The 25,677-nt window shown below is 48.5% G+C and carries 15 protein-coding genes and 4 pseudogenes; 12 read left to right on the forward strand and 7 right to left on the reverse strand.

The window, feature by feature from the left end:
• Nucleotides 1-200 precede the first annotated feature (200 nt).
• From XMD564_RS00760 to XMD564_RS00780, 5 genes and pseudogenes are all read left to right on the forward strand, one after another.
• Nucleotides 201-950 carry an electron transfer flavoprotein subunit beta/FixA family protein gene (locus XMD564_RS00760; RefSeq protein WP_173483352.1) on the forward strand — a complete coding sequence of 250 codons (750 nt, stop codon included), beginning with the start codon at nucleotides 201-203 and terminating at the stop codon, nucleotides 948-950.
• A gap of 12 nt (nucleotides 951-962) precedes the next feature.
• A pseudogene (locus XMD564_RS00765) lies at nucleotides 963-1,892 on the forward strand (electron transfer flavoprotein subunit alpha/FixB family protein).
• Nucleotides 1,893-1,961: 69 nt separating this feature from the next.
• A complete protein-coding gene (gene fadB, locus XMD564_RS00770; protein WP_173507643.1) occupies nucleotides 1,962-4,124 on the forward strand; it encodes a fatty acid oxidation complex subunit alpha FadB in 2,163 nt (720 codons plus the stop codon).
• Nucleotides 4,125-4,137: 13 nt separating this feature from the next.
• Nucleotides 4,138-5,313, forward strand: a complete 1,176-nt coding sequence (gene fadA / locus XMD564_RS00775) for an acetyl-CoA C-acyltransferase FadA (protein WP_173480460.1) — start codon at nucleotides 4,138-4,140, stop codon at nucleotides 5,311-5,313.
• Nucleotides 5,314-5,562: 249 nt separating this feature from the next.
• Nucleotides 5,563-6,664: pseudogene (locus tag XMD564_RS00780) on the forward strand (IS3 family transposase).
• 131 nt (nucleotides 6,665-6,795) lie between these two features.
• Here XMD564_RS00780 and XMD564_RS00785 read toward each other — a convergent pair.
• The 4 genes from XMD564_RS00785 to XMD564_RS00800 form a co-directional block, all read right to left on the reverse strand.
• Nucleotides 6,796-9,162, reverse strand: coding sequence for an RND family transporter (locus tag XMD564_RS00785; protein WP_173488550.1), 2,367 nt, complete (start codon nucleotides 9,160-9,162; stop codon nucleotides 6,796-6,798).
• The gene (locus XMD564_RS00790; RefSeq protein WP_173507644.1) at nucleotides 9,159-10,265 is read right to left on the reverse strand and encodes a YCF48-related protein; all 1,107 of its coding nucleotides are present in this window, start codon (nucleotides 10,263-10,265) and stop codon (nucleotides 9,159-9,161) included. Before XMD564_RS00790 ends, XMD564_RS00785 begins: the two co-directional genes overlap by 4 nt.
• A 249-nt stretch (nucleotides 10,266-10,514) precedes the next feature.
• Nucleotides 10,515-12,539, reverse strand: coding sequence for an FAD-dependent oxidoreductase (locus tag XMD564_RS00795; RefSeq protein WP_173498209.1), 2,025 nt, complete (start codon nucleotides 12,537-12,539; stop codon nucleotides 10,515-10,517).
• A 27-nt stretch (nucleotides 12,540-12,566) separates the two neighbouring features.
• Complete coding sequence (locus XMD564_RS00800) at nucleotides 12,567-13,415, reverse strand: crotonase/enoyl-CoA hydratase family protein (protein ID WP_173498208.1); 849 nt, start codon at nucleotides 13,413-13,415, stop codon at nucleotides 12,567-12,569.
• Between the two features lie 98 nt (nucleotides 13,416-13,513).
• Here XMD564_RS00800 and XMD564_RS00805 point away from each other — a divergent pair, with 98 nt between their 5' ends.
• The 3 genes from XMD564_RS00805 to XMD564_RS00815 all read left to right on the forward strand — a co-directional run bounded on the left by XMD564_RS00805 (nucleotide 13,514) and on the right by XMD564_RS00815 (nucleotide 15,447).
• Nucleotides 13,514-14,134 carry a TetR/AcrR family transcriptional regulator gene (locus XMD564_RS00805; protein ID WP_173498207.1) on the forward strand — a complete coding sequence of 207 codons (621 nt, stop codon included), beginning with the start codon at nucleotides 13,514-13,516 and terminating at the stop codon, nucleotides 14,132-14,134.
• A 2-nt stretch (nucleotides 14,135-14,136) separates the two neighbouring features.
• Complete coding sequence (locus XMD564_RS00810; protein ID WP_173507645.1) at nucleotides 14,137-14,898, forward strand: alpha/beta fold hydrolase; 762 nt, start codon at nucleotides 14,137-14,139, stop codon at nucleotides 14,896-14,898.
• Between the two features lie 153 nt (nucleotides 14,899-15,051).
• A complete protein-coding gene (locus XMD564_RS00815) occupies nucleotides 15,052-15,447 on the forward strand; it encodes a hypothetical protein (RefSeq protein WP_173488554.1) in 396 nt (131 codons plus the stop codon).
• Here XMD564_RS00815 and XMD564_RS00820 read toward each other — a convergent pair.
• Together XMD564_RS00820 and XMD564_RS00825 are read right to left on the reverse strand one after the other, a co-directional pair.
• Nucleotides 15,355-16,698: a DUF1329 domain-containing protein gene (locus tag XMD564_RS00820; protein ID WP_173507646.1), complete on the reverse strand. Its 1,344-nt coding sequence runs from the start codon at nucleotides 16,696-16,698 to the stop codon at nucleotides 15,355-15,357. The genes XMD564_RS00815 and XMD564_RS00820 overlap by 93 nt on opposite strands.
• A 27-nt stretch (nucleotides 16,699-16,725) precedes the next feature.
• Entirely contained in the window at nucleotides 16,726-18,510 is a 1,785-nt protein-coding gene (locus tag XMD564_RS00825; RefSeq protein WP_173507647.1) for a DUF1302 domain-containing protein, read from the reverse strand.
• A gap of 280 nt (nucleotides 18,511-18,790) precedes the next feature.
• On the opposite strand from XMD564_RS00825, the gene XMD564_RS00830 reads away from it, so the two are divergent.
• The 3 genes from XMD564_RS00830 to XMD564_RS00840 all read left to right on the forward strand — a co-directional run bounded on the left by XMD564_RS00830 (nucleotide 18,791) and on the right by XMD564_RS00840 (nucleotide 23,516).
• Nucleotides 18,791-19,849, forward strand: coding sequence for an AraC family transcriptional regulator (locus XMD564_RS00830; RefSeq protein ID WP_173480469.1), 1,059 nt, complete (start codon nucleotides 18,791-18,793; stop codon nucleotides 19,847-19,849).
• A 202-nt stretch (nucleotides 19,850-20,051) separates the two neighbouring features.
• Nucleotides 20,052-21,830, forward strand: a complete 1,779-nt coding sequence (locus XMD564_RS00835) for an acyl-CoA dehydrogenase (RefSeq protein ID WP_173480470.1) — start codon at nucleotides 20,052-20,054, stop codon at nucleotides 21,828-21,830.
• A gap of 27 nt (nucleotides 21,831-21,857) precedes the next feature.
• Nucleotides 21,858-23,516 carry an electron transfer flavoprotein-ubiquinone oxidoreductase gene (locus XMD564_RS00840; RefSeq protein WP_217361981.1) on the forward strand — a complete coding sequence of 553 codons (1,659 nt, stop codon included), beginning with the start codon at nucleotides 21,858-21,860 and terminating at the stop codon, nucleotides 23,514-23,516.
• Between the two features lie 13 nt (nucleotides 23,517-23,529).
• Here the strand turns inward: XMD564_RS00840 and XMD564_RS00845 are convergent.
• Nucleotides 23,530-24,708 (reverse strand): annotated as a pseudogene (locus XMD564_RS00845) (IS3 family transposase).
• A gap of 31 nt (nucleotides 24,709-24,739) precedes the next feature.
• Between XMD564_RS00845 and folE2 the strand changes: the two are divergent.
• Nucleotides 24,740-25,432: pseudogene (gene folE2, locus XMD564_RS11365) on the forward strand (GTP cyclohydrolase FolE2).
• Nucleotides 25,433-25,677: the final 245 nt, after the last annotated feature.

The following is a 25,677-nucleotide window of genomic DNA, read 5'->3' on the forward strand; positions in this document are numbered from 1 at the left end:
TTTCTGCCTTTTTTGGTGTTTTTTGATTGTTTTTGTTTGTTTGTAAACGCCTCTGTAAGCCACTATTTACGAGGCTTTGTTGCTTAATGCCATTTTTTGTCAGTTATGTAGCTGCTTTTTGTCATTGTTGAATTTTGGTCCGCAACTAGTATTTAAACATAACTAAAAACAACAGCCGGAAAGAAATAGAAGAGGCAGTTATGAAAGTACTGGTCGCTGTAAAGCGTGTCATAGATTACAACGTCAAAGTGCGCGTTAAAGCAGATAGCAGTGATGTTGATCTGGCCAATGTAAAAATGGCCCTGAACCCTTTCTGTGAAATCGCAGTGGAAGAAGCAGTACGTCTTAAAGAGGCGGGCACTGCGGATGAAGTTGTTGTGGTTTCTATTGGTAGCAAAAGCTGTGAAGAGCAGATTCGAACTGCACTGGCACTGGGTGCTGACCGCGGTATTCGTATCGAGACTGAAGATGCACCGGATTCACTTTCCGTTGCCAAGCTCTTGGAAAAAGTCGTTGAGAAAGAAGCACCAGGTCTGGTGATTCTGGGTAAACAGGCGATCGATTCAGACAATAACCAGACCGGTCAGATGCTGGCTGCGCTTCTGGATCGTCCACAAGGTACGTTCGCCTCTGAAGTTAACGTATCGGGTGACAGTGTTCAGGTAACCCGTGAAGTCGATGGCGGCCTGCAAACGGTTGAACTGGCTATGCCAGCCATTGTGACTACAGATCTGCGCCTTAACGAGCCTCGTTATGCAGCCCTGCCAAATATTATGAAAGCGAAACGTAAACCTCTGGAAGTATTGAGCCCGGATGATCTGGGTGTCAGTGTCGGCAGTAATCTCACTCTACTTCGCGTAGAGCCACCTGCAGAACGTCAGGCAGGTATTAAGGTCGGCTCGGTGGATGAGCTGGTAGAGAAACTGCGCAACGAAGCCAAAGTGATTTAAGGAGGTTGAGTGATGACTACGTTGGTAATAGCTGAACACGATAACAAAGAACTTAAACCGGTTACCTTAAACACACTGGCGGCTGCTCAGGCGATTGGTGGGGATGTTCACCTGCTGGTGGCGGGTAGCGGTTGCGGTAGTGTGGCTGAGGCTGCGGCGCAGATCCCAGCAGTAAGGAAAGTACTCACTGCGGATAGCCCGGCATATGAACATCAGCTGGCAGAAAATGTCAGCAAACTGGTTCTGAGCATTGCTGCGGATTACAGCCACATTCTCGCGTCTGCGACCACAACCGGTAAGAACTTCCTGCCACGGGTTGCTGCGCTGCTGGATGTAAACCAGATCTCAGACATCATCTCTGTAGAGGCGGATGATACGTTCAAACGTCCAATCTATGCAGGTAACGCAATTGCCACTGTGCAGTCGGCTGATGCTGTCAAAGTCATTACCGTGCGCGGTACCGCTTTTGATGCGATTGAAAACAGCGGCGGCTCAGCTGAAATCTCCACTGTAGGCTAATCCTGTGATGCGGCTATTTCCAGCTTTGTCGGTGAAGAACTGGCGGAAAGTGACCGTCCGGAACTGACTGCAGCATCCGTAGTGGTATCCGGTGGTCGCGGTATGGGCAACGGCGAGAACTTTGACCTGCTTTACAAAGTGGCAGACAAACTCGGCGCTGCAGTGGGTGCATCCCGAGCCGCAGTTGATGCAGGTTTTGTCCCTAACGATATGCAGGTAGGCCAGACCGGCAAGATGGTTGCACCGGATCTGTACATCGCGGTGGGTATATCCGGTGCCATTCAGCATCTGGCAGGCATGAAGGACTCCAAAATCATTGTTGCGATCAACAAAGATGAAGAAGCCCCAATCTTCCAGGTGGCAGATTATGGTCTGGTGGCAGACCTCTTTGAGGCAGTACCCGAGTTAGAGGGCAAGTTGTAAGCCCTCAATGAATTCCAAAGTGCCTCGTGAAAACGGGGCCAAAAATAAAAATTAGACGGAGCAACTTAGATGCTTTTCGAAGGAAAATCGATTCAGGTTCAGCCGGTCGAAAACGGAATCTACGAAGTGGTTTTTGACCGCAAAGATGATGCTGTTAACAAACTCGACCGTGCCACCACTGCAGAACTGCATGAAGCCGTAGCTGTCGTGCAGGCGATTGATGACCTGCAGGGCGTTATTTTTACCAGCGCTAAAGAGAGTTTTATTGTCGGTGCCGACATCACCGAGTTCATGGGCTTCTTCACACAGGAAGACGATGTACTGATTGCCGGTTTAATGGAGACCCACGGTCTGTTAAATCAGATCGAAGACCTAAAAGCCCCCACCGTTACAGCAATTAACGGACTTTGCCTCGGTGGTGGGTTTGAGGTCGCCCTGGCGACAGATTACAGAGTACTGGGTGATCAGGCCAAAGTGGGCCTGCCTGAAGTAAAACTGGGTATCTTCCCCGGTTGGGGCGGCACCATTCGTCTGCCTCGTCTGATCGGTGTTGATAACGCGAATGAGTGGATCTGCGCAGGTGTTGAAAAACGTGCCGATGCAGCGCTTAAAGATGGCGCGGTTGATGCGGTAGTGACCACAGCACAGGTACGTGAAGCCGCGCTGGATCTGTTGAAAGGCTGTATTTCCGGCAAGTTTGATTATCAGGCCCGTCGTGATGAGAAGAAGAGCCCGATCAAACTGAATCAGGTTGAGCAGATGATGGCGTTTGAATCCGCTAAAGGTGTCATCGGTGGTAAGGCGGGTCCTCACTATCCAGCACCTATGGCAGCTCTGAAAACGGTTCAGAAGCATGCCAACCTGCCACGTGAAAAAGCCAACGAAGTGGAAGCGAAAAATTTCGTCAAAGTGGCTAAAACAGATGTCTGCGCATCACTGGTGGGCCTGTTCCTTAAAGATCAGTATGTGAAAAAAGTCAGCAAAAGCTTTGAGAAACAAGCAGAACCTGTTGCCAAGGCTGCCGTACTGGGTGCCGGTATTATGGGCGGCGGTGTTGCGTATCAATCCGCGGTTAAAGGCACGCCAATCCTGATGAAGGATATTAACGAGGGTGCCCTGCAACTGGGTCTGGATGAAGCCACTAAACTGCTGAACAAACGTGTATCCCGCGGTCGTATGGATGCCATGAAAATGGCAGGCGTACTGAACAAGATCACCCCAACACTGAACTACGGTGATTTCGGTAACGTTGATCTGGTGGTTGAAGCGGTAGTTGAACATCCTAAGGTTAAAAAAGCGGTTCTCGCAGAAGTTGAAGAACAGCTACAGGAAGGCGCGATCCTGACCTCCAACACATCAACGATCTCGATTACAGAGCTGGCTACGGCTCTGAAAAAACCTGAAAACTTCTGCGGTATGCACTTCTTTAACCCCGTGCATCAGATGCCGCTGGTTGAGGTTATCCGCGGTGAGAAATCTTCGGAAGCAGCCGTTGCGCGTACCGTCGCTTATGCAAAAGCGATGGGTAAAACCCCAATTGTTGTGAATGACTGCCCAGGCTTCCTGGTTAACCGAATTCTGTTCCCGTATTTCGGTGGCTTTACGGCCCTGATGGAAGATGGCGCAGACTTCAGGCAGATCGACAAAGTGATGGAAGGGTACGGCTGGCCAATGGGCCCAGCGTATTTGCTCGACGTTGTTGGCATCGATACCGCACACCACGCCGATGCGGTGATGGCGGTAGGTTATCCGGATCGCATGAGCCACGAAGGCGAAAATGTGATCGACCGTATGTTCAAACTGGAGCGTTTCGGCCAGAAGAACAACAAAGGTTTCTACCAGTACGAGCTGGATCGTAAAGGTAAGCCTAAGAAGATCGTTGATGAAGAAGTGCCTGCACTGCTGGAAGGTATTGCTGCAGATACACGCGAATTCAGCGATGAAGAGATTATCGAACGCATGATGATTCCACTGTGTATCGAAACGGTTCGTTGTCTTGAAGATGGTATCGTTGCCAGCCCCGCTGAAGCCGATATGGGTCTGATCTACGGTATCGGCTTCCCTCCATTCCGTGGTGGTGCTCTGCACTATCTGGATCAGATCGGTCTGGATAACTTCGTTGCAATGGCTGCTAAATATGAATCTCTGGGTCCGCTGTACCAGCCAACAGAGAAAATGAAGCAGATGGCAGCTGCTGGCGAAAAATACTTTTCTGAAAGTGCACAGGATTAAGGGGTAAAGACAGATGAACTTGAAACCAAATGACGTAGTAATCGTTGATGGTGTTCGTACCCCAATGGGTAAATCGAAAAACGGTTCGTTCCGAAATGTTCGTGCCGAAGCACTGTCAGCCGCAGTAATGAAAGGTCTGCTGGATCGTAATCCAGCAGTTAAAGGCGGTGATATCGAAGATATCATGTGGGGTTGTGTAAACCAGACTAAAGAACAGGGCTTCAACATTGGCCGTAACGCTGCTGTTCTGGCAGGCATTCCTCACACGGTAGCAGCGCAGACCATCAACCGATTGTGTGGTTCTTCCATGGCAGCGTTGCATGCAGCAGCACAGGCGATCATGACTGGCAACGGAGACATCTTTATCGCCGGTGGTGTGGAGCATATGGGTCACGTATCCATCATGCACGGTGTGGATATCAACCCGGAAATGTCTAAGCAGGTGGCAAAAGCGGCCATGATGATGGGCGTAACCGCAGAAATGCTGGGCAAGATGAACGGGATCAGCCGTGAGATGCAGGATGAGTTCGGGGCACGTTCCCATCGTCTGGCGCACGAAGCTCATCTTAAAGGCCTGTGGGACAGCGAAATCATCCCGGTAGAAGGTCATGATGAAAACGGCTTTAAATCCCTGCTGGAAGCGGACGAAGTAATCCGTCCGGAAACCACAGTAGAAACTCTGAGTGCCCTCAAGCCAGTGTTCGTGCCTAAAGTGGGAACCGTTACTGCTGGTACATCCTCTGCTTTCTCCGATGGCGCATCAGCACTGCTGGTGATGTCAGCAGCCAAAGCAGAAGAGCTGGGCCTGACGCCACGTGCCCGCATTGTGAGCATGGCAGTCGCAGGGTGTGATCCATCCATTATGGGTTACGGCCCGGTACCGGCCACTCAGAAAGCACTGAAACGTGCAGGTCTCTCCATCGACGATATCGACTATGTCGAGCTCAACGAAGCGTTTGCAGCACAAGGCCTCTCTGTCCTAAAAGGTCTGAAATTGCTCGATAAGATGGAAGACAAAGTAAACCTCAAAGGTGGTGCAATTGCACTGGGTCACCCTCTGGGCTGCTCCGGTTCCCGTATCACCAACACGCTGATGAACGTACTGGAACAGAACGATGGCACATTAGGTCTGGCGACCATGTGTATTGGTATGGGCCAGGGTATTTCCACCATCATAGAGCGTGTTTAACCCAGCCCTAACTCTTTCTTGCAACACTCGCTTTTCGCTATTTGCCCCGCATTTGCGGGGCTTTTCATTTAATATTGCCTAAAATCAGGCGATAGAATCAGAAAGCAATTTTAACCAACTCACACTCATGTAAGGATTACCCACAGTATCCAAGAGGAAGGCTAATGGCGCTCTACATTATCCCAGTTCATCGCCACTAGTTTGCTAGACACCTCTCAGCCATAGAAAATGGCTTTTAAAGAGGTGCTTATGAGCAACAAACGTTATCCCGAAGAGTTCAAAATCGAAGCGGTTAAACAGGTCACTGACCGAGGCTACAGCATTGCAGATGTGGCTAATCGGCTCGATGTTACAACCCACAGCCTTTATGCCTGGGTCAAGAAGTACGGCCCCGATTCAGCCGAGTATAAAGCGAAGTCAGATGAGCAGTTAGAGATACGCCGCCTCAAGAAAGAACTGAAGCGAGTCACTGAAGAGCGAGATATATTAAAAAAAGCGGTGTACTTCGCCAACCAGTCCGATTGAGGTAAACCTTTATCCGTGATCATCATAAGGATTGGCCCGTACGCCAGCTCTATTCATTACTGGATGTGCATCCTAGTGGGTATTACGCATGGCGTAAGCAGCCTTCTTCCAGGCGCTATGCAGCAGATCAACGGCTCACTGGATTGATCAAGCAGTACTGGCTGGAGTCAGGTGGTTTGTATGGCTATCGGAAGATCCATAGTGATCTGCGCGAGTATGGTGAAACCTGTGGCCCCAATAGAGTTTATCGGCTCATGCGGTTAGCTGGGTTGAAGGTTCATATTGTTACTCCGAACCGACTACAGCAGCAATTCAGTGTCGCTGCCCCTAATAAAGCTTGGGTAACAGATATCACCTATATCAAAACCCATGAGAGGTGGCTGTATTTGGGTGTTGTCGTTGACCTGCTCTCAAGAAGGGTGATTGGATGGTCAATGCAATCCTGTATCACAAAGCAACTGGTGCTAGATGCGTTGCTCATGGCTGTATGGCGACGTAATCCTCAGTCAGAGGTAGTCGTTCATTCTGGTCAGGGAAGTCAGTACACAAGCTATGATTGGCAATCCTTTTTAGAGATACATGGCCTAAAAGGCAGTATGAGCCGACGAGATAACTGCCACGACAATGCCGTTGCTGAGAGCTTTTTCCAACTACTGAATCAGAAAGAATCCGCGGCAAGGTTTATGCAACCAGAGAAGATCCACGCAGTGATATCTTTGAATACATAGAGCTGTTTTACAACAGCAAACGATGTCATGGTTTTAATGATCAGCTATCACCGAAAGAGTATGAAAACCGATATGAAAAACGGCTGCTGAGTGTCTAAAGAACTAGTGGCGATTCAAATTTATATAAAGGGGAGAGCAAAATCATTTGGAGTTTGGTTTTCTATCCAAACTCTATCGTGTTTGATTTTGCTCTTTTCACCAGCCTGCACACCTTTAAACTCTAAATATTCTAGGGCTCTACTTTGTTGCTCGTCTTACCGTAAGGATTAAGCAGGCAGGCAATCGCCGGTAACAGAATCAGCGCACCCAGCATGTTCCAAATAAACATAAAGGTCAGCAGGATACCCATATCCGCTTGGAATTTGATGGGTGATAGTACCCATAGGACCACACCAATACCTAACGTTAGGCCGGTGAAGGCAACTGATTTACCGGTGCTCTGCAGGGTTTCCAGATAAGCTGCAGCGAGGCTATGGCCTTGTTCCAGATAGGTTTTCATCTTCGAATAGATATAGATACCGTAGTCGACCCCAATACCTACACCCAGAGCAATTACAGGCAGGGTAGCGACTTTAACGCCAATACCCAGTTGGGCCATCAATGCCTGACAAAGAACGGATGTCAGTGCCAGCGGCGCGATGATGCAGATCACTGTGCTGATGGATCGGAAGGTCAGCAGGCAGAGAATACTGACGACGGAATATACCCAGATCAGCATTTCGTACTGGGCGTCTTCAATCACTTCATTAGTTGCGGCTTCGAAACCCGCTTTACCCGCGGCCATCAGGAACTCGATACCTTCAACCTGATGGTTGTTGGTAAAGTCTTCTACGGCAGCGGTGATGGTTTTCAGGGTCTCGGCTTTGTGATCATCCAGGAAAACGATGACTGGCAGTAGAGAGCAGCTACTGTTCATCAGACCTGCCGGAACGTAAGCCAGAGAGGCGTTGATTACGAACTGGTTGCGGCTGACAGAGCGCCATTTCAGGTTCCATTCGTTAAGGCCCGCAGTTACCCGCTCAGAGACATCAGTTAAGGATATGCTGGATTGCACCCCTTCAATGCCTTGCAGGTAGAACTGGAAGCGGTCAACCAGTGACAGGGTCTGGAAACTGCTGCACTGTTCCTCTTCAGTTGCGACCATCACCACAAAGACATCGCTGGAAGTGGAGTAGTTGTCGGTGATAAAGGCGTTATCCAGATTGTAACGGGAGTCCAGCCGTAGTTCTGGTGCGCCTTTATCCAGATCACCGATCTTCAGATCTTGACTGAAGTATAAACCGCCAACCAGCATAAACAGGGCAACGGTAATCGCCATGGTGGCACCTTTAGGTGTGGCGAATACAGAGAACATGCGCCAGTGAGAGTTCTCTTTTGCAATATTGCATTTTGCCCGGGCGATCGCATTTTTACCCACACCTACATAGCTCATCAGCAGTGGCAGTAGCATCAGATTGGTCAGTACGATTACTGCAACACCAACCGATGCTGCGACTGCCAGATCCTGAATCACCTGAATCTGAATCACCATCAGTGTAATAAACCCAATACCGTCTGAGATCAGGGCTGTGAGTCCGGGAATATAGATGGTTTTAAATGCATGGCGCGATGCCTGAATCTTATCGGCGCCATTGGTTGCGGATTCCAGAGTGATTGTATTTACAATCTGCACACCGTGGCTGACTGCAATGGCAAAGACCAGAAACGGCACAAGCATGGAGTAGGGGTCGATGCCATAGCCGAGCATTTTGAGCAGCCCCAGCTGCCAGATAACCGCAGCAAGGGAACAGATTAGTGGCACAATCGTACCCATAACACTGCCGGAGTAGAGATAGAGCAGGGCCAGGGTAATCAGAATAGCCACGGCAAAGAACAGAGCCACTTCAGTCGCACCATCAATCAGATCACCGACGATTTTGGCAAACCCGGTGATGTGAATATCGACGGCGTCTGAGCTGTATTTATCACGAATCAGCTCTTCAACCTGTTCCGAAAAGCTCTGGTAGTTAAGGCGTTCACCGGTATCCGGGTGCTTATCAAACAGCGGCACCTGAACCATCGCAGAGCGGAAATCGTTAGCAACCAGAATACCTACCTGACCGGAACGCAGAATGTTAGTCCGTACCTGTTCCAGACTTTGCTCGGAACCGTCGTATTTGGCGGGAATAACCGGGCCGCCGACAAAACCTTCTTCGGTAACCTCGGTCCAGCGGACGTTAGGGGTCCAGATAGATTTCAGGGCGGAGCGGTCGACACCGGGAATGAAAAACAGATCATCGGTAACGTTTTTCAACGTTTCCTGAAATTCTGCTGTGAAGATATCCCCATCTTTTGCAGCCACCACCACACGGATACTGTTGCCTAATCCGGCAAGGTCATCGCGGTAGTTGATATAGTTCTCAACATAGGGATGCGAGGATGGGATCATCTTGATAAAGCTGGCATCCGGGCGGATCTGGCTTGCTTGCCAGCCCAGAATCACAGTAGCAATCAGGAACAGGCCCAGTACCAGTTTGCGATGTGTATAGAGAAAGTATTCGGCCAGGCGTTCACTGGTCTGGATAGGCCACAAAAGCAGAGCGGATAGCTTGTTCATTGTGCAGCCTCCTTACCAATAAGCGATAGGTGCACAATGCCGGTTTCACCGGTAATCACCAGTGAATCAGCCACCTGTGTCAGGGACGTAAATGTTCGCAGCTGACGTTTACCCAGAGGCTCAAATCCAGTGCCTTTCTGGCGCAACAGCGTGCCGCCCTGACCGACCATAATAATCTGGTCATCCACCACAATGGCATCGTTGATGGTGGCTGCGACCGGCAGCTCAACACTTTGCCAGTTCTGGTTTTGATCATCAAAACGGAAAGTGTTCCCACGTAAACCCATGATGTACAAAGAATCCGATTCTGCTGCTGAGAAGAAGGAACCATCGTAAGGAGAATCAAGGTTGAGCCAACTTTCACCATTATCATCACTGGCGAGCAGAAGTCCGGCTTCACCGAGAATGAGCAGACGGCCTGATTTAAGCTGATAGATGCGGTTAAGGTGGAAACCTTCCGGGTTTGGTAGCTCATGCCCTATAAACTGCCAGCTTTGTCCCGCATCTCTGGTTTCGAGCATCGTACCGTAGGCACCGATCAGGAAACCCTGGCTGGAATTCAGAAACAGCATATCCAGCAGGGGTGAAGTTGGTCCTTCTTCCTGTGCGATGACAGCATCATCCAAGGCATATTCGGTATCTTCAATCTGTTCGGGTGTGAAGTCATCGGTTGTCATGGAACCGAGCAGATTTTCAAGAGCCGTGATTCGTAACTGGTTAATGTCGTTACCGCTAAGAACGGATTTCCAACTGGAGCCACTATCGGTGGTTTTAAGCACTAGACCATCGTGACCAATCGCCCAGCCAGTCTGAGTATCCGTGAATTTAATACTGGTCAGCAGTGCGCTGGCAGGTACTGATGCCTGATGCCACTTCTTGCCCTGATCATCCGAGTAAACGATGACGCCTTGCTCTCCGGCAGCAACCAGTCTTTTACCTGTATTAGCGACGGATAACAGCAGTGACTTTTCAGCACCTTCGCGGGTGAGGGCTGAAGTAGACAGACGGTCTGACGTCAGTTGTTCTGAGGCCGAAGATGGAGATAGAGGTGTAAATAGTGAGCAGAGTATCAGTAACGAACTGCCAGTAATTCTTTTGAGCATCTGATAACCAGTAATTATTTTTATATTTGGTGGCCCTTCCTGATGATTCTGAAAGGTTACCTGCATCATGCTTTATTAGGTATAGAATCGCCAATAACAAAAGTCACCAGTTTTTATGACATTATTTTTCAAACCCTGCTTAGGTGCTTGAATTACTGTGAAAATTGATAGGGAAAAAGGTGGCGTTTACGGTCATAAAAAAGGGCAGGGTTGTTCAAAACCGCTGCCCTTTATAGGTGGAGTGGGTGTTTAAATTGTTGCAGCCAACTGCGTGCCCTGATGAATCGCACGTTTGGCATCCAGCTCCGCCGCCACATCAGCACCGCCGATCAGATGGACCGGCACATCTTTAATCTGGTCAGCCAGATCACGTTTCGGCTCCTGACCAGCACAGATAATGACATTATCAACTTCCAGTAACTGCGGTTCGCCATCGACCAGCAGGTGTAAGCCCTGATCATCGATCTTCTGGTACTCACATTTGTTAAGCATTGTCACACCTTTCTTGGCAAGATCGGTACGGTGTATCCAGCCAGTGGTTTTACCCAGACCGCTGCCTACCTTGCTTTTCTTACGTTGCAGCAGGAATACCTCACGCGCAGCCGGTTCAAAGGCGGGTTTCATGTTCTCAACACCACCACGGGCGTTCATGCTCATGTCCACACCCCATTCCTGCATAAAGGCGGAGATGTTCTGGCTGGTGGATTCACCCTGATGGATTAACACTTCTGAGATATCAAAACCAATACCGCCTGCGCCGATGATCGCGACTTTCTGACCAACTTCAGCACCCTTCATAACATCCAGATAGCTGAGCACTTTCGGGTGGTTAACACCCTCAATATCCGGGGTTCGAGGGCTGATGCCTGTGGCAAGTACAACCTGATCGAATCTGCCTTCCTGAAGTGTTTCTGCAGTTACTTTAGTGTTTAGCTGAAGGTTTACTCCCGTGAGCTCAATTTGCTTGCCGAAATAACGCAGGGTTTCATAGAACTCTTCTTTACCCGGTATGCGCTTGGCAATATTGAACTGGCCACCGATCTCGGATGCTGCATCAAACAGAGTGACATTGTGGCCGCGTTGAGCGGCGGTGGTGGAAAATGCTAAACCGGCTGGTCCTGCACCGACTACAGCAATGTTCTTAATATCGGTGGCTGGGGTAATGACCAGTTCTGTTTCATGACAGGCACGGGGGTTAACCAGGCAGCTCGTCAGCTTGCCCACGAACACATGATCCAGACAAGCCTGATTGCAACCGATGCAGGTGTTGATCTCATCGGCTCTGTTTTCGGCCGCTTTTTTCACGAATTCCGGGTCTGCCAGAAAAGGACGGGCCATAGAGACCATATCCGCATCACCACGGGCCAGGACCTCTTCGGCTACATCGGGCATATTGATTCGGTTTGAGGTGATGACCGGAACATTAAGTGCCTTACGCACCTTGGCTGTCACCCAGGTGAACGCAGCGCGAGGAACCTTTGTGGCAATAGTAGGGATGCGGGCTTCATGCCAGCCGATGCCGGTATTGATGATGGTGGCACCGGCTTGTTCAATCGCCAGTCCAAGTTGAACGATCTCTTCGTAGCTGCTACCGCCTTCAACCAGATCCAGCATGGAAAGGCGGTAGATAATGATAAAGTCAGTACCGACGGCTTCACGCACCCTTCGAACGGTTTCCAGAGCAAAGCGGATACGCTGGTCATATTCACCCCCCCAGCCATCATCGCGCTGGTTGGTGCGTGCGGCAATAAACTGGTTAATCAGATAGCCCTCTGACCCCATGATTTCGACACCGTCATATCCTGCTTCTTTTGCAAGGGATGCACAGTTCACAAAATCTCTGATCTGTTGCTCAATATCGTCTTCCGAAAGCTCTTTGGGTGGGAATGGGTTGATCGGTGCCTGAATTGCAGATGGCGCAACCGGCTGAGGATTGTAGGCATAGCGACCCGTATGCAGTATCTGCATACAGATCTTGCCACCTTCCTGATGTACCCGATCCGTCACGATGCGGTGGTTTTTTACATCTTCTGGTGTGGACATCTGTGCAGCATGACCATGCACCGCACCTTCTTTGTTTGGGCCTATGCCACCGGTAACAATCAGTGCCACACCGCCACGAGCACGTTCTGCGTAAAACTCAGCCATACGTTCAAATCCATTAGGGGCTTCTTCAAGACCCAGATGCATAGAACCCATCAGGACACGGTTTTTCAGAGTGGTGAAACCCAGATCCAGGGGCTGTAAAAGATTAGGGTAGGCTGTTGTCGTCATTCTTAGTATCTCTTTATCGTTATTGTTTTAGTCGGCAGCTTGAAGTGGCTGGGTTATTTTGCGTAATGGTTCAAATACAGCGGCTTTTCCAGAAACCTTCGCGCTGAAGCTTTGCATCATGTCATTAGGTTGAAACATGCCGGACTGCCAGGTAGCCATGTAACTGAGGCTGTCATGCAGGCTGTGATCCCGAGCATAGTTGATCATCTGCTTGGTGCCAGTGATTGCCAGAGGGGAGTGGGCAGCAATCTGTTGGGCAATGCCCATTACTGCATCCAGCATCGATGCCTGATCCGGGAAGGTCTGATTTACCAGTCCGGATGTTTGAGCTTCCTGAGCATGCATTTTACGTGCGGTATACGCGAGTTCTCGGGCGAGCCCAGACGGTATAAGGCCTGGTAAACGTTGCAGGGTCCCCAGGTCTGCAGTCATGCCCAGCGCCGTCTCTTTTACGGTGAAATAGGCATCCTCAGTGCAGTAACGCATATCAGTGGCACACACCAGATCCAGAGCGCCGCCTATGCAGCCACCCTGAATCGCGGAGATAACCGGAAAGCGTGCGGTTTCCAACACCATAAAACATTCTTGCAGTTGCATAACCAGACGGCGCACAGATTCTGCTCTGCGACCGGCTTCACCATTGAACAGGTTTTGGTCCGGCTGAGAAAAAACCTCCAGATCCATTCCGGAACAGAAATGTTTTCCCTGAGAGCTGATGACCAGTACCCGGGTGTCTCCTTCAATATCCAGCGCTCTGATGGCTTCCGGAAACTCTATCCAGAAGTCCCTGTTCATGGAGTTGCAGGCTTCGGGGCGTTTAAATTCTAGCCGGGCAATGTGTTTCTCAACGTTGAGGTCAAAACAGCTATAGCTCATCTGAAAACAATCCTGTTTAGGTTTTTATTATTAAACTAGACAGTGTCAAGATAGTGATCTATTTTGACACTGTCAAGATTGGTTGATAGATTGCGCCCATGAACAGTAGAAAAAAACCATATCACCACGGTGATCTCAGGATTACCTTGTTGCAGGCAGCGACGGATTTGATTGCTGAAGGGGGCGTTGAAAGCCTCTCAATTCGCAAACTTGCGGACAAGGCAGGCGTGTCTCGTACGGCGCCTTATCATCACTTCAAAGACAAAAATGAACTGCTTTGTGCAATAGCTGAGCAGGGATTTCATCTGCAGGATCAATTGGTTGAAGCCTTGAACGAAAACGCAAAAGAGCTGAGTCCTGTTGAGCAGTTTGAGCGCTACGTGATTACCTACATCCGCTTTGCTGATGAACAGCGTGAAACATACGATCTGATGTATGGCCGCGATATCTGGAAAACCGGCATCCCAACACAAACATTACAGGAAGTATCCCATAACAGTTTTCGTGTCCTACTGAACTGGATTAAAGAGTTACAAGCACAAGGTGTTTTTGAACCGTCTTTACCCGCATTGAGAATAACTCAGTCTGCATGGGCTTCTATTCATGGTTTGTGTCGGTTATTTAATGACGGTATTTATGTCAACCGTGAAGACCTTCAGGATATTGCCCGTACATCGGTGCAGTTATTGATTAAGCAGCATGCTCCGTCGGAGGTATAGCAGTGATTCAGTTCAGCCATGCTAACGGATTCCCCGGTAGTTGCTATGACTACTTGTTCAGCTTAATACCTGAGCATGAAGTCAGCTGCGTTGAAAAGATGGGGCACGGGGATTACCCACTGAATGGCAGTCTGCGTAATTACGCGGAGGAACTGATTGCTGAGATCGAACAGCAGCATAATAAGCCCGTAATTGGGGTTGGTCATTCAGCCGGAGCTGTTGTCACCCTGATAGCCGCTGCGTTAAAACCTGAACTTTTTAGACAGGTTATCCTGCTCGATCCGGTGGTATTCAGTAAACGCAAACGTTATGCCTTGAAACTGTGTAAGGCCCTGGGCCTTATGGATCGGATTACTCCTGCCGGAAGAGCCGCTAAAAGGCGGGCTCAGTTTGCCAGTCGTGAAGAAGCGGAAGCTTATTTTGCAGGTAAAAGCCTGTTCAAAGATTTTCATCCTGCATGTTTTGCTGACTATATCAAACACGGTTTAACCGAAAACGAGCAGGGTGTTGAGCTGAGCATCTCAGCAGATATCGAAGCGGATGTTTTTCGCAATGTCTTACTGGATGTACCCCGGTGCCTTAAGCGTGTACGCGGTACTGTCATCTACGGTCGTAAGAGTCATTTGTTTAACCGTCATGATAAACGCTGGTGGCAACGCAACTTTCCTGAAATGAATCTGGTTGCTGTGGATAGTGGTCACCTTTTCCCTCTTGAATCCCCGGAAATCACAGCTGAACTTATTAATTCAGCGCTTTCAAAATAAGCCTGCCCTCGATTCTCCAGTCACCTGTTTATCAGTCATCAGCTATCAGCCATTTGGACTTTGGTAGAGAGTGGTTCTAATTAGGAAAAACTCCTAAAGAAATTTCTGACACAGCGTCTACTATTATTAGATCACGTCAGTAGGAGTGGGTTGATGAAAGCGAGTGTGGATATCCCGGTTGAATGTAACCAGTGTTTAGAGGAAGTCATGCAAGATGCGATGGCAAAAAAAGAACTCGACTGGGAACGTTATGGTCGTGAAATGCCTCAATGCAAGGAATGTATACAAGCCCTGAAAGAGGATATGGTAAAAACCACTGGAACAGGATTGAGTTTTAACCCAAGTGAGCAAAGAAGTCAGCAAAGACTGCTGTTACAGCTAATACACTTCAGAATTCAAATGGAAAGCCCTCCATATGAGAGGGCTTTTTGTTGCTACCTTGCTGGAGATAACTTGTTATTTACCCAGTCGACGGATCGCCTGTGGAGTAAAATCTTTATGTTCAAAGCGCTGGGTGAAGTCGAAGCCTTCCCCCTCTTCGTTGGTTAAACTACCTACCAGATATCGACCAGACTGCAGATCATATAACGCTTCCGCAGTTAACCAGGGTACGTTGGCATCACGATACTGGAACTGATGAGCTTCACCTACGCGCCATAGCTCGCCACGGCCATCGTAATGGTCCACTACGGCGATCTGCCAAGTATCTTCATCTATGTAGAAGGTACGTTTGGCATAAATATGGCGTTCACCCTCTTTGAGCGTAGCTTCCACTTTCCAGACACGATGCAACTCGTAACGTGTTAGTTCAGGATTCATATGGCCTGGCTTCAGGATGTCATCATAAGTCAGACCGCGATCTGCCAGTTTGAAACTGTTATACGGGATATACAGTTCCTGCTTGCCTACCAGATTCCAGTTATAACGGTCCGGTGCACCATTGAACAGGTCCAGGTTGTCGGTAGTACGCTGGCCGTCACTCGCTGTGCCTGGTGCGTCATAAGCGATCTGCGGTGCGCGACGCACTCGACGCTGACCCGCGTTATAAGTCCACGCCTGGCGAGGTTGGGTCACCTGGTTCATGGTTTCATGCACAAGCAATACGTTACCGGTCAGACGTGACGGTGCCTTAACCTGCTGGACAAAGTAGAAAAGAATGTTTTCATCTTTCTTCGGATCTGCACCGCCTTTCAGAGACGTAGGCCAGGACATCTTTTCGTTAATCTTAACCGCCGTAAAGCTACCATTTGCCTGAACAGGAACCTGCACAAATGTACGTTCCAGTGCGCCGCCTCGATAACGGGTCATATGGTTCCAGATAACCTCCAGACCATTATCAGGAATTGGGAATGGAACAGCGGTAGTAAAACCGCTTAAGCCGTTACCCCCATCAGTAAGGTTAGCTTTAGTCGCATTCTCTTTGGCTGCAGCATAAACATCTGCAGGTAACGCGGCCGTACGATGAGATGGGTACACGGGAATTGAATAGCTATCCGAGTACTTCTTCAGCATCGCAATCTGCCCAGGGGTCAGGTTGGCTTTGTGCTGATCCATGTTTGCTGCCGTAATAGTGAACAGCGGTTGTTCGCTTGCAAATGGATTTGTATAACGATCCGCTGAGCTTTCTAATCCGCCTGTCCATGCCGGAATAGTACCCGCAGCATTACCGGCCTTTTCCGCACCTATCGGAGTGAGTGTATCGCCGAGCTTTGCTGCTTGTTCCGCCGTGGTTGCTGCGTACAGTGTTGACGATGCAACCATTAGGGCAGTGCTCAGCAGTAATTTCTTTGTGTTAAACATATATCTTTTCTCCATTAACTGCTGATCTTAGAACGATACAGATGCACTAAGTGAAATAAAGTCACGATCTTCAAGCTCGTTATAGTCACCACCGAAGTAATCAGTGTAGCCAAGCTGGAATGAGTACTTGTTAAGGTAGTCTGCAGTAAGACTTAGGCCTAGAGTTTTTTCACCTTCACGGAAAGCCGCTCCAGGCGCAGGGCCATAACCCTCTATGCCATGCTTAAAACTGATTTGTGGAGTTAAATTTACACCAGCGAAGGCATTTGGGTAGTTCAGATTTGCACGTAGTACATAACCGTAAGAATCCTGAGTGACAAAGCCATCATTGTCGCCGGCAGCGTAACCAAATGAGCCGTGTCGGCCGAATTTAAGCGCGTTTGCACTTTCATCAAGGCCGTGGACATGGGTCCAACCAAGCTCGCCTACCAATGTAAGCCTGCTGGCTCCAAGAACTTGATCATGAAAGCTGATAAGACTGGTTTGAAGTTGGGTGATATCGAATCGCTCAAAACCATCGATATCTGTGCCGCTGCCTCCAGCAACATGAGCATCAAGCGCGGGGTTGCCTGTGGTTCCGTTTGTAAGAATACCGGCTATGAGAGATGTACCATTTATTTGCATGGGAACATCTTTTTTATGGCTGATTTCACCAGACCATGCCACATCTCCGATGTTAGTGTTAAAGCTAACCCCACCCATGATGATATCTTCTGGATAGACAGTGTAATATTGTGAAGCAAGCGTTGGGATTTCTGATCGATGGGCTAGATTAATATTCTTAACCCCGCTCGCGATAGGTAGGCGGTTATGATATCGAGCTGCATAAAATCCAAATTCGGTGTTATTCAACTCTTCTGCAAAGTACCTTAGCGCAAAGCCGAACTGGCCATCATCATCTGCTTCTCGGATGCCATCAGCTGTTCTTTCGACCACGAGATCTGCTGGATGAGCGAAATACGTCTGATCATTGATTGCTGTATTGATACGGATGCCATCACAACCTTCAGCGACAAAATCTGCCGTTGAGAAGAAAGTACCACAGCCATCTATAGCAGTGGGTTCCCATTCGATTTGATAGAAACCTTCTACACTCAAGTTATCGGTTAAACCGAGAGAGGCAAAAGCCATATTTACTGGCAGTAAACCTTCTTTGACTTCGGCACCCGCTCGACGGAATGCGTTTACATCCACGGGGTTGATTGCGTTTAGACCACCTTGGATAAAGGTGCTTTCACCCCAGTTAACAACTTGACGACCGATGCGTACATCGAGAGGCTTTTCGCCTAAGTCAAATGCGCCATACCAATAGGCATCGAGTATTTCGAAGCCAGAGAATTTCGCATAATCATTGAACCCTGAATCATCGAGTTCGGTATCGGGTGTGTAGCTATTAGCAGTGTGGCCGTGCGGGCGCGAACCTGACTCCAGTTCCGCATCGTACCAATACTTCGCACGTGTAAATACACCCATGTTTTCGTAGTTAAGTTCTAAATCATGTATGCCCTTAACTATTTGGGAGAATGTCTCGCCTTTCTTAAAGTTTTGAGTAGCATCGTCATAACTACCTGCACCTTTGCTTGTGCCACCATTGACTGGTGAGATTAAGCTTGAAGATGGATCATCCATTCTCCAGCTAGCACCAACGGAAATCTGTGAATCGAAACGACCTTCAATTTCACCGAGGTTAAATTCGACGGCCTGAGCCTGATTAATGCTGATTGCAGTGCCCACCAGCAGAGGCAGAAGACGGCGTGTAAACACCGGGGAATGGTTTTTGCTGCGCTGCAAAAGCCTGTTTTTTATTGCCATTTCGTTCACCTGACTTCTTATTTTTCTAAAAGGTTCTGACTATATATTTATAGATTTTAGTCAAAACATCCAAAAATACTGAATAAATAGAGGGTTAAAGCTCTATATGCAGGTTTTTGGATGTTAGTAATCATTGTCGGTCTTAAAACAGTTCTCAATGACAATTGCCGCCAAGCTTAGTAACAAATTTGTTCTTTAGGGTTGAAAAAAATGACCTTAAGTGCCAAAAATAAAAATGGGAAGTGCGTTTCTGGTTAACAAAAAACAGGTTAGAGAAGCAATGGAACGTAAGATAACGGTTCCTGCTGGCTACGTGCGGCAGTTACTGAAACTGGTTGAAGAGCAGGGTTATAGTGTTGATGAACTGCTGAACTATGTTGGTATCGATTCAAGCATGATTGATACCCAAACAGAGTTTCCGGCGGATAAGTTTGGACTGTTGTATCAGCGAATCTATTACATTGCGCAGGATGAATATTTTGGCATGTTGAGTGGAGGAAAGGTGCCTAATGGTACCTTCCGGATGATGTGCCATTGCCTGATTCACTGTAAAACTCTTGAACACGCCATCTATCGTGCCAGTGATTTCCATGAAATTTGTCGTGGCACACAGGTCAAACCTTTTCTGGTGAGAAAAGGCCGATACGCCAAGGTTTCTTTCACCACTACTGATGCCTCTGGAATGGATCTGGAGGAACTGTTGAAGGATTCTACACCGGAAAAAATTCGGACCTCTTTGTCGATGTGGCATCACTTCTTATGTTGGTTGCTGGGCGCCCGACTGGACTTGAAAGCGGCCTATCTGTCATTTCCGGAACCTGAAGATATCTCCTTATACAAAACCGTTTTCCAGTCTGAAGTTAAATTCGATCAGCACGATAACGCAATTGTTTTCCCAGCAAGATTCCTCGATTACCCCATCGTCCAGACCCCGGATACGTTGCGAAGCTTTCTGAAAACGGCCCCTTATCAGTTGATTGTGATGGTAGATGACGATGCCAGTCTGAAGGCTCAGGTAGTTGCTCTGATTGGTAAGGATTTCAGCCAGGAGTTGCCGAGTGCAGAAGACATTGCCTACAGGCTGCACATGTCATTTTCCACCTTGAGACGGAGATTACTTGAGGAAGATACTTCCTATCAAAAAATTAAGGATGAATGCCGCAAAATGGCAGCTTTGAATTATATGAATTCACCGCAGCTTTCGATTAATGATGTGGCCGGCTTGATGGGCTTTGAGGAGCCATCGGCATTTTTCCGATCCTTCAAAAAATGGACCGGGATGACACCGGGTGAATATCGCCGCAGTGACACCTATTGCCAGCAATTAGAGCAAACATAAACCGCGCTGAGGCCTATAATTGCTGAGTTTTTATAGCGTATGAATTTTTTTGTCAGTAGATAAGGCTTGAATTGTTATTGTTTGGGGCGTGCTCTGAGAAGATCATGAATTAAGCATTTCCCAAATGTAAAAACGCTTTCGAAGAATAATAAAAGCAGGCCGGAATGTATTCAGGCTTGCGAGGAACGGAGCAACATGAGCGATGAGTGAGTATCGTTTTCCTTATCAGGATGCATTGTTTGTATTAAATGACTTGGTGGGTCTTGAACAGATTTGTCATCAGGCAGGGCTTGATGAATTCGCTGAAGGCCTTGGTGAAGCTGTGCTTGATGAAGCGGCTAAGCTGGGCGAAGAGCAACTGGCCCCACTTAACCGGGTAGGCGATCTGAAGGGTGCAACCCTTGCTGATGGTAATGTTCAGCAAACCGAGGGTTTTTCTGAGGCTTACCAGCAGTTTTGTGAGGGTGGCTGGCCATCTCTGGCGGGCAACCCGGAATTTGAAGGGCAGGGGTTGCCTTTATCACTGTCTGTTGCTGTGAATGAAATCTGGCAGTCTGCAAACCTTGGTTGGGCGCTTTGCCCGTTGCTGACTCAGGGGGCAATTGAAGCGATTGAAACCCATGGTAGCGAAGAGTTGCAGAATACCTACCTGCCTAAACTGATCAGCGGTGAGTGGACAGGTACCATGAACCTGACTGAACCCGATGCCGGCACCGATCTGGCCGCTCTGAAAACCAGAGCCGTCCCTGAAGGTGATCATTACCGTATCACCGGACAAAAAATCTTTATCACCTGGGGTGATCATCAGATGACAGACAATATCGCTCATCTGGTATTAGCCCGGTTACCGGATGCGCCAGCAGGCGTGAAGGGTATCTCTCTGTTTGTTGTGCCTAAGTTCATGCTGGATGCAGAGGGTAATATCACTGACCAAAGAAACGATGTGGCCCCTGTTGCTCTGGAGCATAAGCTGGGTATTCATGGCAGCCCGACCTGTGTCATGAGTTTTGGTGATAACGGCGGTGCAGTGGGTTATCTGGTGGGTGCTGAGAACAATGGTCTCGCATGCATGTTTACCATGATGAACGATGCTCGTCAGGCAGTAGGATTACAGGGGTTGGCAATATCTGAGCGCGCATACCAGCATGCGCTGGCGTATGCCAAAGACCGTATCCAGGGAACCCTTCGGGATGGTTCTCGCATCAGCATCATTAAACACCCGGATGTACGTCGTATGTTACTGCAGATGAAATCGGGTACTCAGGCAATGCGGGCCCTTGCATATGTGGCGCGAGCAGAAGCTGATCGCGCTAAAAATGCGCAGGATGAAGAGACAAAAGCGATTCACCATGCACGTACCGAACTCTACACCCCAATTGTAAAGGGTTGGATGACTGAGTTGTCTCAGGAGCTCACCTATCTGGCTGTGCAGGTTCATGGCGGTATGGGTTTTATTGAGGAAACCGGGGTTGCGCAGCATTACCGTGATGCACGTATCCTGACCATTTACGAAGGCACAACAGGCATTCAGGCTCTTGATCTGATTGGCCGTAAGACCCTCATAGATAAAGGTGCGGCGCTATCTGCATTGCTGGAAGAGATTAAAGCTGATCTGGATGGCATCAACTCCGAAGCCATGAGCGCTATTGTAAAAGCGGTAGATTCAGCTCTCGATGATGCTGATGTTGCGCGTAAGTGGGTACTTGATAAAGGAGCTAAAGACCCCGCTGCAGCAGGCGCTGCCAGCGTGAACTTCATGATGTTACTGGGTTACCTATGCGGTGGCTGGTTGATGGCGAAGTCCGCGGCTATTGCAGAAGGCAAGCTAGGGGCACCTGATGCAGATAAAGATTTCCTCGAGAGTAAAATCGTCTGTGCGCGTTTTTATGCTGAACAGTTATTACCAAGAACCGGCGCTCTTCTTAAGGCGATGCAGAGCGGTGGTGAAGCGGTAATGGCGCTTTCTGAAGATCAGTTTTAAGCAATAACAGCATAAGTGAGGTTTACGATGAGTGAGATAACGCGCGAATCCATGGAGTTTGATGTTGTTATTGTAGGTGCAGGCCCGGCGGGTTTATCCGCCGCCTGCCGACTGATGCAACAGGCAAACGAAGCAGAGCAGGAACTGACTGTCTGTGTAGTAGAAAAAGGGTCTGAAGTGGGCGCCCATATTCTCTCTGGCGCGGTGATTGAAAGCCGTGCTCTGGATGAGCTGTTCCCGGACTGGAAAGAGCTGGGCGCACCGCTCAATACTCTCGTCACAGAAGATCAGATTTTCCTACTGAAAAACGAAGAAAAGTCCGTTCAGGTACCGAATGCGTTTGTACCCAAAACCATGCATAACCATGGTAACTATATTGTCAGCCTGGGTAATGTTTGCCGCTGGTTGGCGGAGCAAGCGGAACAACTTGGCGTAGAAATCTTCCCGGGTTTTGCCGCTGCTGAAGTGCTGTACAACGATGATGGCAGTGTTAAAGGCATTGCCACCGGTGATATGGGCATCAGTGAATCCGGCGAGCAAAAAGACAGCTATATGCCGGGTATGGAACTGCATGCGAAATACACTATCTTCTCAGAAGGCTGTCGTGGTCATCTGGGTAAAGAGCTGATCGAGAAGTTTGAACTGGACTCAGAAGCGGATGCGCAGCATTACGGCATCGGTATTAAAGAACTTTGGGATATTAACCCGGAGAATCACAAGCCAGGTCTGGTTCTGCACGGTTCAGGTTGGCCTTTAAGCGATGGCGCCAGTGGCGGTTTCTTCCTCTATCACACCGAAGGTAATCAGGTGGTAGTGGGTCTGATCATTGATCTGAACTACAGCAACCCCTACCTGAGTCCATTTGATGAGTTCCAGCGCATGAAGCACCATCCAGTACTGAAACAGTACCTGGAAGGTGGAAAGCGCGTTTCTTATGGCGCTCGAGCAATCACCAAAGGTGGTTTCAATGCTCTGCCGAAGATGACCTTCCCGGGTGGTATTGTTGCTGGCTGTAATGCCGGTACGCTCAATTTCTCCAAGATTAAAGGCACGCATACGGCAATGAAATCCGGCATGCTGGCCGCAGAAACGATCTTTGAAGCTCTGATTGAGGGATGTGAAGGCGGTAAAGAACTTAACAGCTTCACCGATAAATTTGAAAGTTCATGGCTCTATGATGAGCTGTTCCGCTCCCGAAACTTTGGCCCTGCATTGCATAAGTTTGGTCCGATTATGGGTGGTGCCTTTAACTTTATCGATCAGAACCTGTTTAGCGGCAAGATCCCGGTCACCCTACACGATGATAAAGAAGACTATGCACAGATACGGCCGGCCAGTGAATGCACACCGATTGACTATCCAAAACCGGATGGTGAGTTGAGCTTTGATAAGCTGGGTTCAGTGTTCCTGTCGAATACTAACCATGAAGAAGATCAGCCTTGTCATTTGCAGCTTAAAGACAGCTCAGTGCCGTTGCAACAAAACCTGCCGAAGTTTGCAGAACCTGCTCAGCGTTATTGCCCTGCGGGGGTGTACGAAGTGGTTGAAGATGATGCCGGACAGCACTTCCAGATTAACGCCCAGAACTGCCTGCATTGCAAAACCTGCGATATCAAAGATCCGGCTCAGAATATACGCTGGGTAACGCCAGAGGGTATGGGCGGACCGAACTATCCGAACATGTGAGGATGTGTAGTGGTCAAGTAAAACTGGCCACCACTTTGTAGTCATTCCAGTATATTTCTTCTGCCAAATTCGGTGGCAACATCCCGTTATGCTGATGCGGCCTTTGCTGGCTGTAATATCCAACGATGTAGTCAGTAATTGAGTTCCTAGCCTCTGTTATTGAGGCGTAACCTATCTCTGGAACCCATTCGGCTTTCAAGCTGCGGAAGAAACGCTCCATTGGAGCATTATCCCAGCAGTTGCCGCGTCGACTCATGCTCTGTTTTATCTTGTGCCGCCACAGTAGCCTACGATACTTCACACTGGTGTACTGGCAGCCCTGATCGGAGTGGAACAGTAGGCCTTCAGGTCTACCCCTTAATTCAAAAGCCATCGTTAGGGCTTTACTTGTCAGGTCACTATCTGGATTAAGAGAAAAAGCCCAACCAACAGGTTTGCGAGCATATAAGTCCAGTACGACTGCCAGATAGGCCCAACGCCGCCCCGTCCAGATATAAGTAATATCGCCACACCATACCTGGTTTGGAGCCGCAGACTTAAATTGACTTGCCAACAGATTGGGGGCAACGGGATGCTCTTGTGTTGCTTTCCTAATAACGGTGCTTGGGTTGCTGGCAACTAAACAGTTGTAACTCTGACATCAGTTTGCCCGCAACATAACGACTGAGCGGTGTGCCTGAGAGCGTCACCATAGCTGCTACACTTCGTGCACCTGCTGAACCCTCGCTAATGCTGAAGGCCTCTCTGACTTTCTCTTTCAAAAGGATGCGAGCAGGGTTTTCCCCTTTGGCATAATTCCGCCAGTATTTGTAACTGCTACGGTGTACGCCGAATAGATGGCATAGTCGTGTTGCAGAGTAGCTCCCTTGAAGTCGACGTATTACCGCAAACCTTTCAGCTCGTCGGACATCAAGAGAGCTGAAGCCTTTTTTAATATCTCTTTTTCCATCTCAAGCTGCTTTACCTGCTTCTCCAGCTCTCGAATACGACGTTGCTCTTCTGTCATCGGCGTGGCTTTGGGGGATTCTCCTTTACGCTCTGCTCGCAGCTGTCGAACCCACTTATCCATGGTGGATTTACCCACGCCCATTGCTTCAGCAGCCTCTCGTACCTTGTATCCTTGATCGACAACAAGTTGCGCTGATTCTAGACGAAATTCGGGGCTAAAGTTAGGTCGTTTTGGTTTTGTCATAGTGTCACCTGTGTAGTCAGGAGGCGATCATATCACCTCTAATCAGGTGGCCAAATTCACTATGCCACTACAGTCCGGCCATGTAGGATTAAGTGATAAAGCACTTTTAAAACTAGATTTTGAGTTGCCTATAAAGCGTAAAGCATTACTCAGTGATAACAGTGGCTGGAAAAGTTATGACATAAGCATTCAGGCAGAAGTAAGTAGTTCTAGTTTCACTTTTGATCTATCGGTAGGAGTTGATTATTCATCAACTTGCCCCTGTTCTGCTTCATTGGCAAGACAGCTTTTGCAGGAAAAATTCTCTGCAGATTTTACTACCAGGGAAACAGTGTCAGTTTCTGAAGTTGAGGGATGGTAATTGAGTGCCAACGGTTCACATGCGACACCGCATAGCCAGAGAAGTAGGGCAACTGTAACCGTGAGACTGGGTAAAAGCTTCGAGCATTTCCCAATTTTTGAGCTGATAAATAAGGTAGAAAAAACCTTGAAAACTCCGGTACAAACTGCGGTTAAACGAGAGGATGAACAAGAGTTTGCGAAAAGGAATGGGCAAAACTTGATGTTCTGCGAGGACGCCGCGCGGAGAATTAAACGCGAGTTAAGTCTGGATCCAGTCTACACGGACTTCAAAATCAAAGTGGAACACTTTGAGAGCTTACATGCGCACGATGCTGTTGCCATGGTGGTAAAAGGGGTTCCTGGCGGTTTGAGCTATTCGTAGATCCTTGAGCATATGCTTTTTGTCGGCAATTTACGGCTGTTCTATCGGAAGTTAATTAACAGTGCATTTGCCAAACATTGTTTGTAGGTTCCAGCAGGTTATTATACGTAAACAGCCACCATGATTTGGACAGGAATTTCTTCTTTTGGACTCTAAGAAGACCTCCTCATAAGTCGGTTTAAAATCTTCATAAGTATGCTCATTTTGAAGCCTTTTGGCTTTTTGTTTTGTTTCAAAAAATTCTT

This window comes from Marinobacterium sp. xm-d-564 (assembly GCF_013283345.1).
In the GTDB taxonomy this organism is placed as follows: domain Bacteria; phylum Pseudomonadota; class Gammaproteobacteria; order Pseudomonadales; family Balneatricaceae; genus Marinobacterium_E.

Bases quoted from the DNA above. Each gene is read 5' to 3' on its own strand.
- XMD564_RS00825 (WP_173507647.1), bottom strand. From the start codon at position 18,510: ATGGCAATAAAAAACAGGCTTTTGCAGCGCAGCAAAAACCATTCCCCG.
- XMD564_RS00795 (WP_173498209.1), bottom strand. From the start codon at position 12,539: ATGACGACAACAGCCTACCCTAATCTTTTACAGCCCCTGGATCTGGGT.
- XMD564_RS00785 (WP_173488550.1), bottom strand. From the start codon at position 9,162: ATGAACAAGCTATCCGCTCTGCTTTTGTGGCCTATCCAGACCAGTGAA.
- XMD564_RS00830 (WP_173480469.1), top strand. From the start codon at position 18,791: ATGGAACGTAAGATAACGGTTCCTGCTGGCTACGTGCGGCAGTTACTG.
- XMD564_RS00800 (WP_173498208.1), bottom strand. From the start codon at position 13,415: ATGAGCTATAGCTGTTTTGACCTCAACGTTGAGAAACACATTGCCCGG.
- XMD564_RS00790 (WP_173507644.1), bottom strand. From the start codon at position 10,265: ATGCTCAAAAGAATTACTGGCAGTTCGTTACTGATACTCTGCTCACTA.
- fadB (WP_173507643.1), top strand. From the start codon at position 1,962: ATGCTTTTCGAAGGAAAATCGATTCAGGTTCAGCCGGTCGAAAACGGA.
- fadA (WP_173480460.1), top strand. From the start codon at position 4,138: ATGAACTTGAAACCAAATGACGTAGTAATCGTTGATGGTGTTCGTACC.
- XMD564_RS00815 (WP_173488554.1), top strand. From the start codon at position 15,052: ATGAAAGCGAGTGTGGATATCCCGGTTGAATGTAACCAGTGTTTAGAG.
- XMD564_RS00805 (WP_173498207.1), top strand. From the start codon at position 13,514: ATGAACAGTAGAAAAAAACCATATCACCACGGTGATCTCAGGATTACC.
- XMD564_RS00760 (WP_173483352.1), top strand. From the start codon at position 201: ATGAAAGTACTGGTCGCTGTAAAGCGTGTCATAGATTACAACGTCAAA.
- XMD564_RS00820 (WP_173507646.1), bottom strand. From the start codon at position 16,698: ATGTTTAACACAAAGAAATTACTGCTGAGCACTGCCCTAATGGTTGCA.
- XMD564_RS00840 (WP_217361981.1), top strand. From the start codon at position 21,858: ATGAGTGAGATAACGCGCGAATCCATGGAGTTTGATGTTGTTATTGTA.
- XMD564_RS00835 (WP_173480470.1), top strand. From the start codon at position 20,052: ATGAGTGAGTATCGTTTTCCTTATCAGGATGCATTGTTTGTATTAAAT.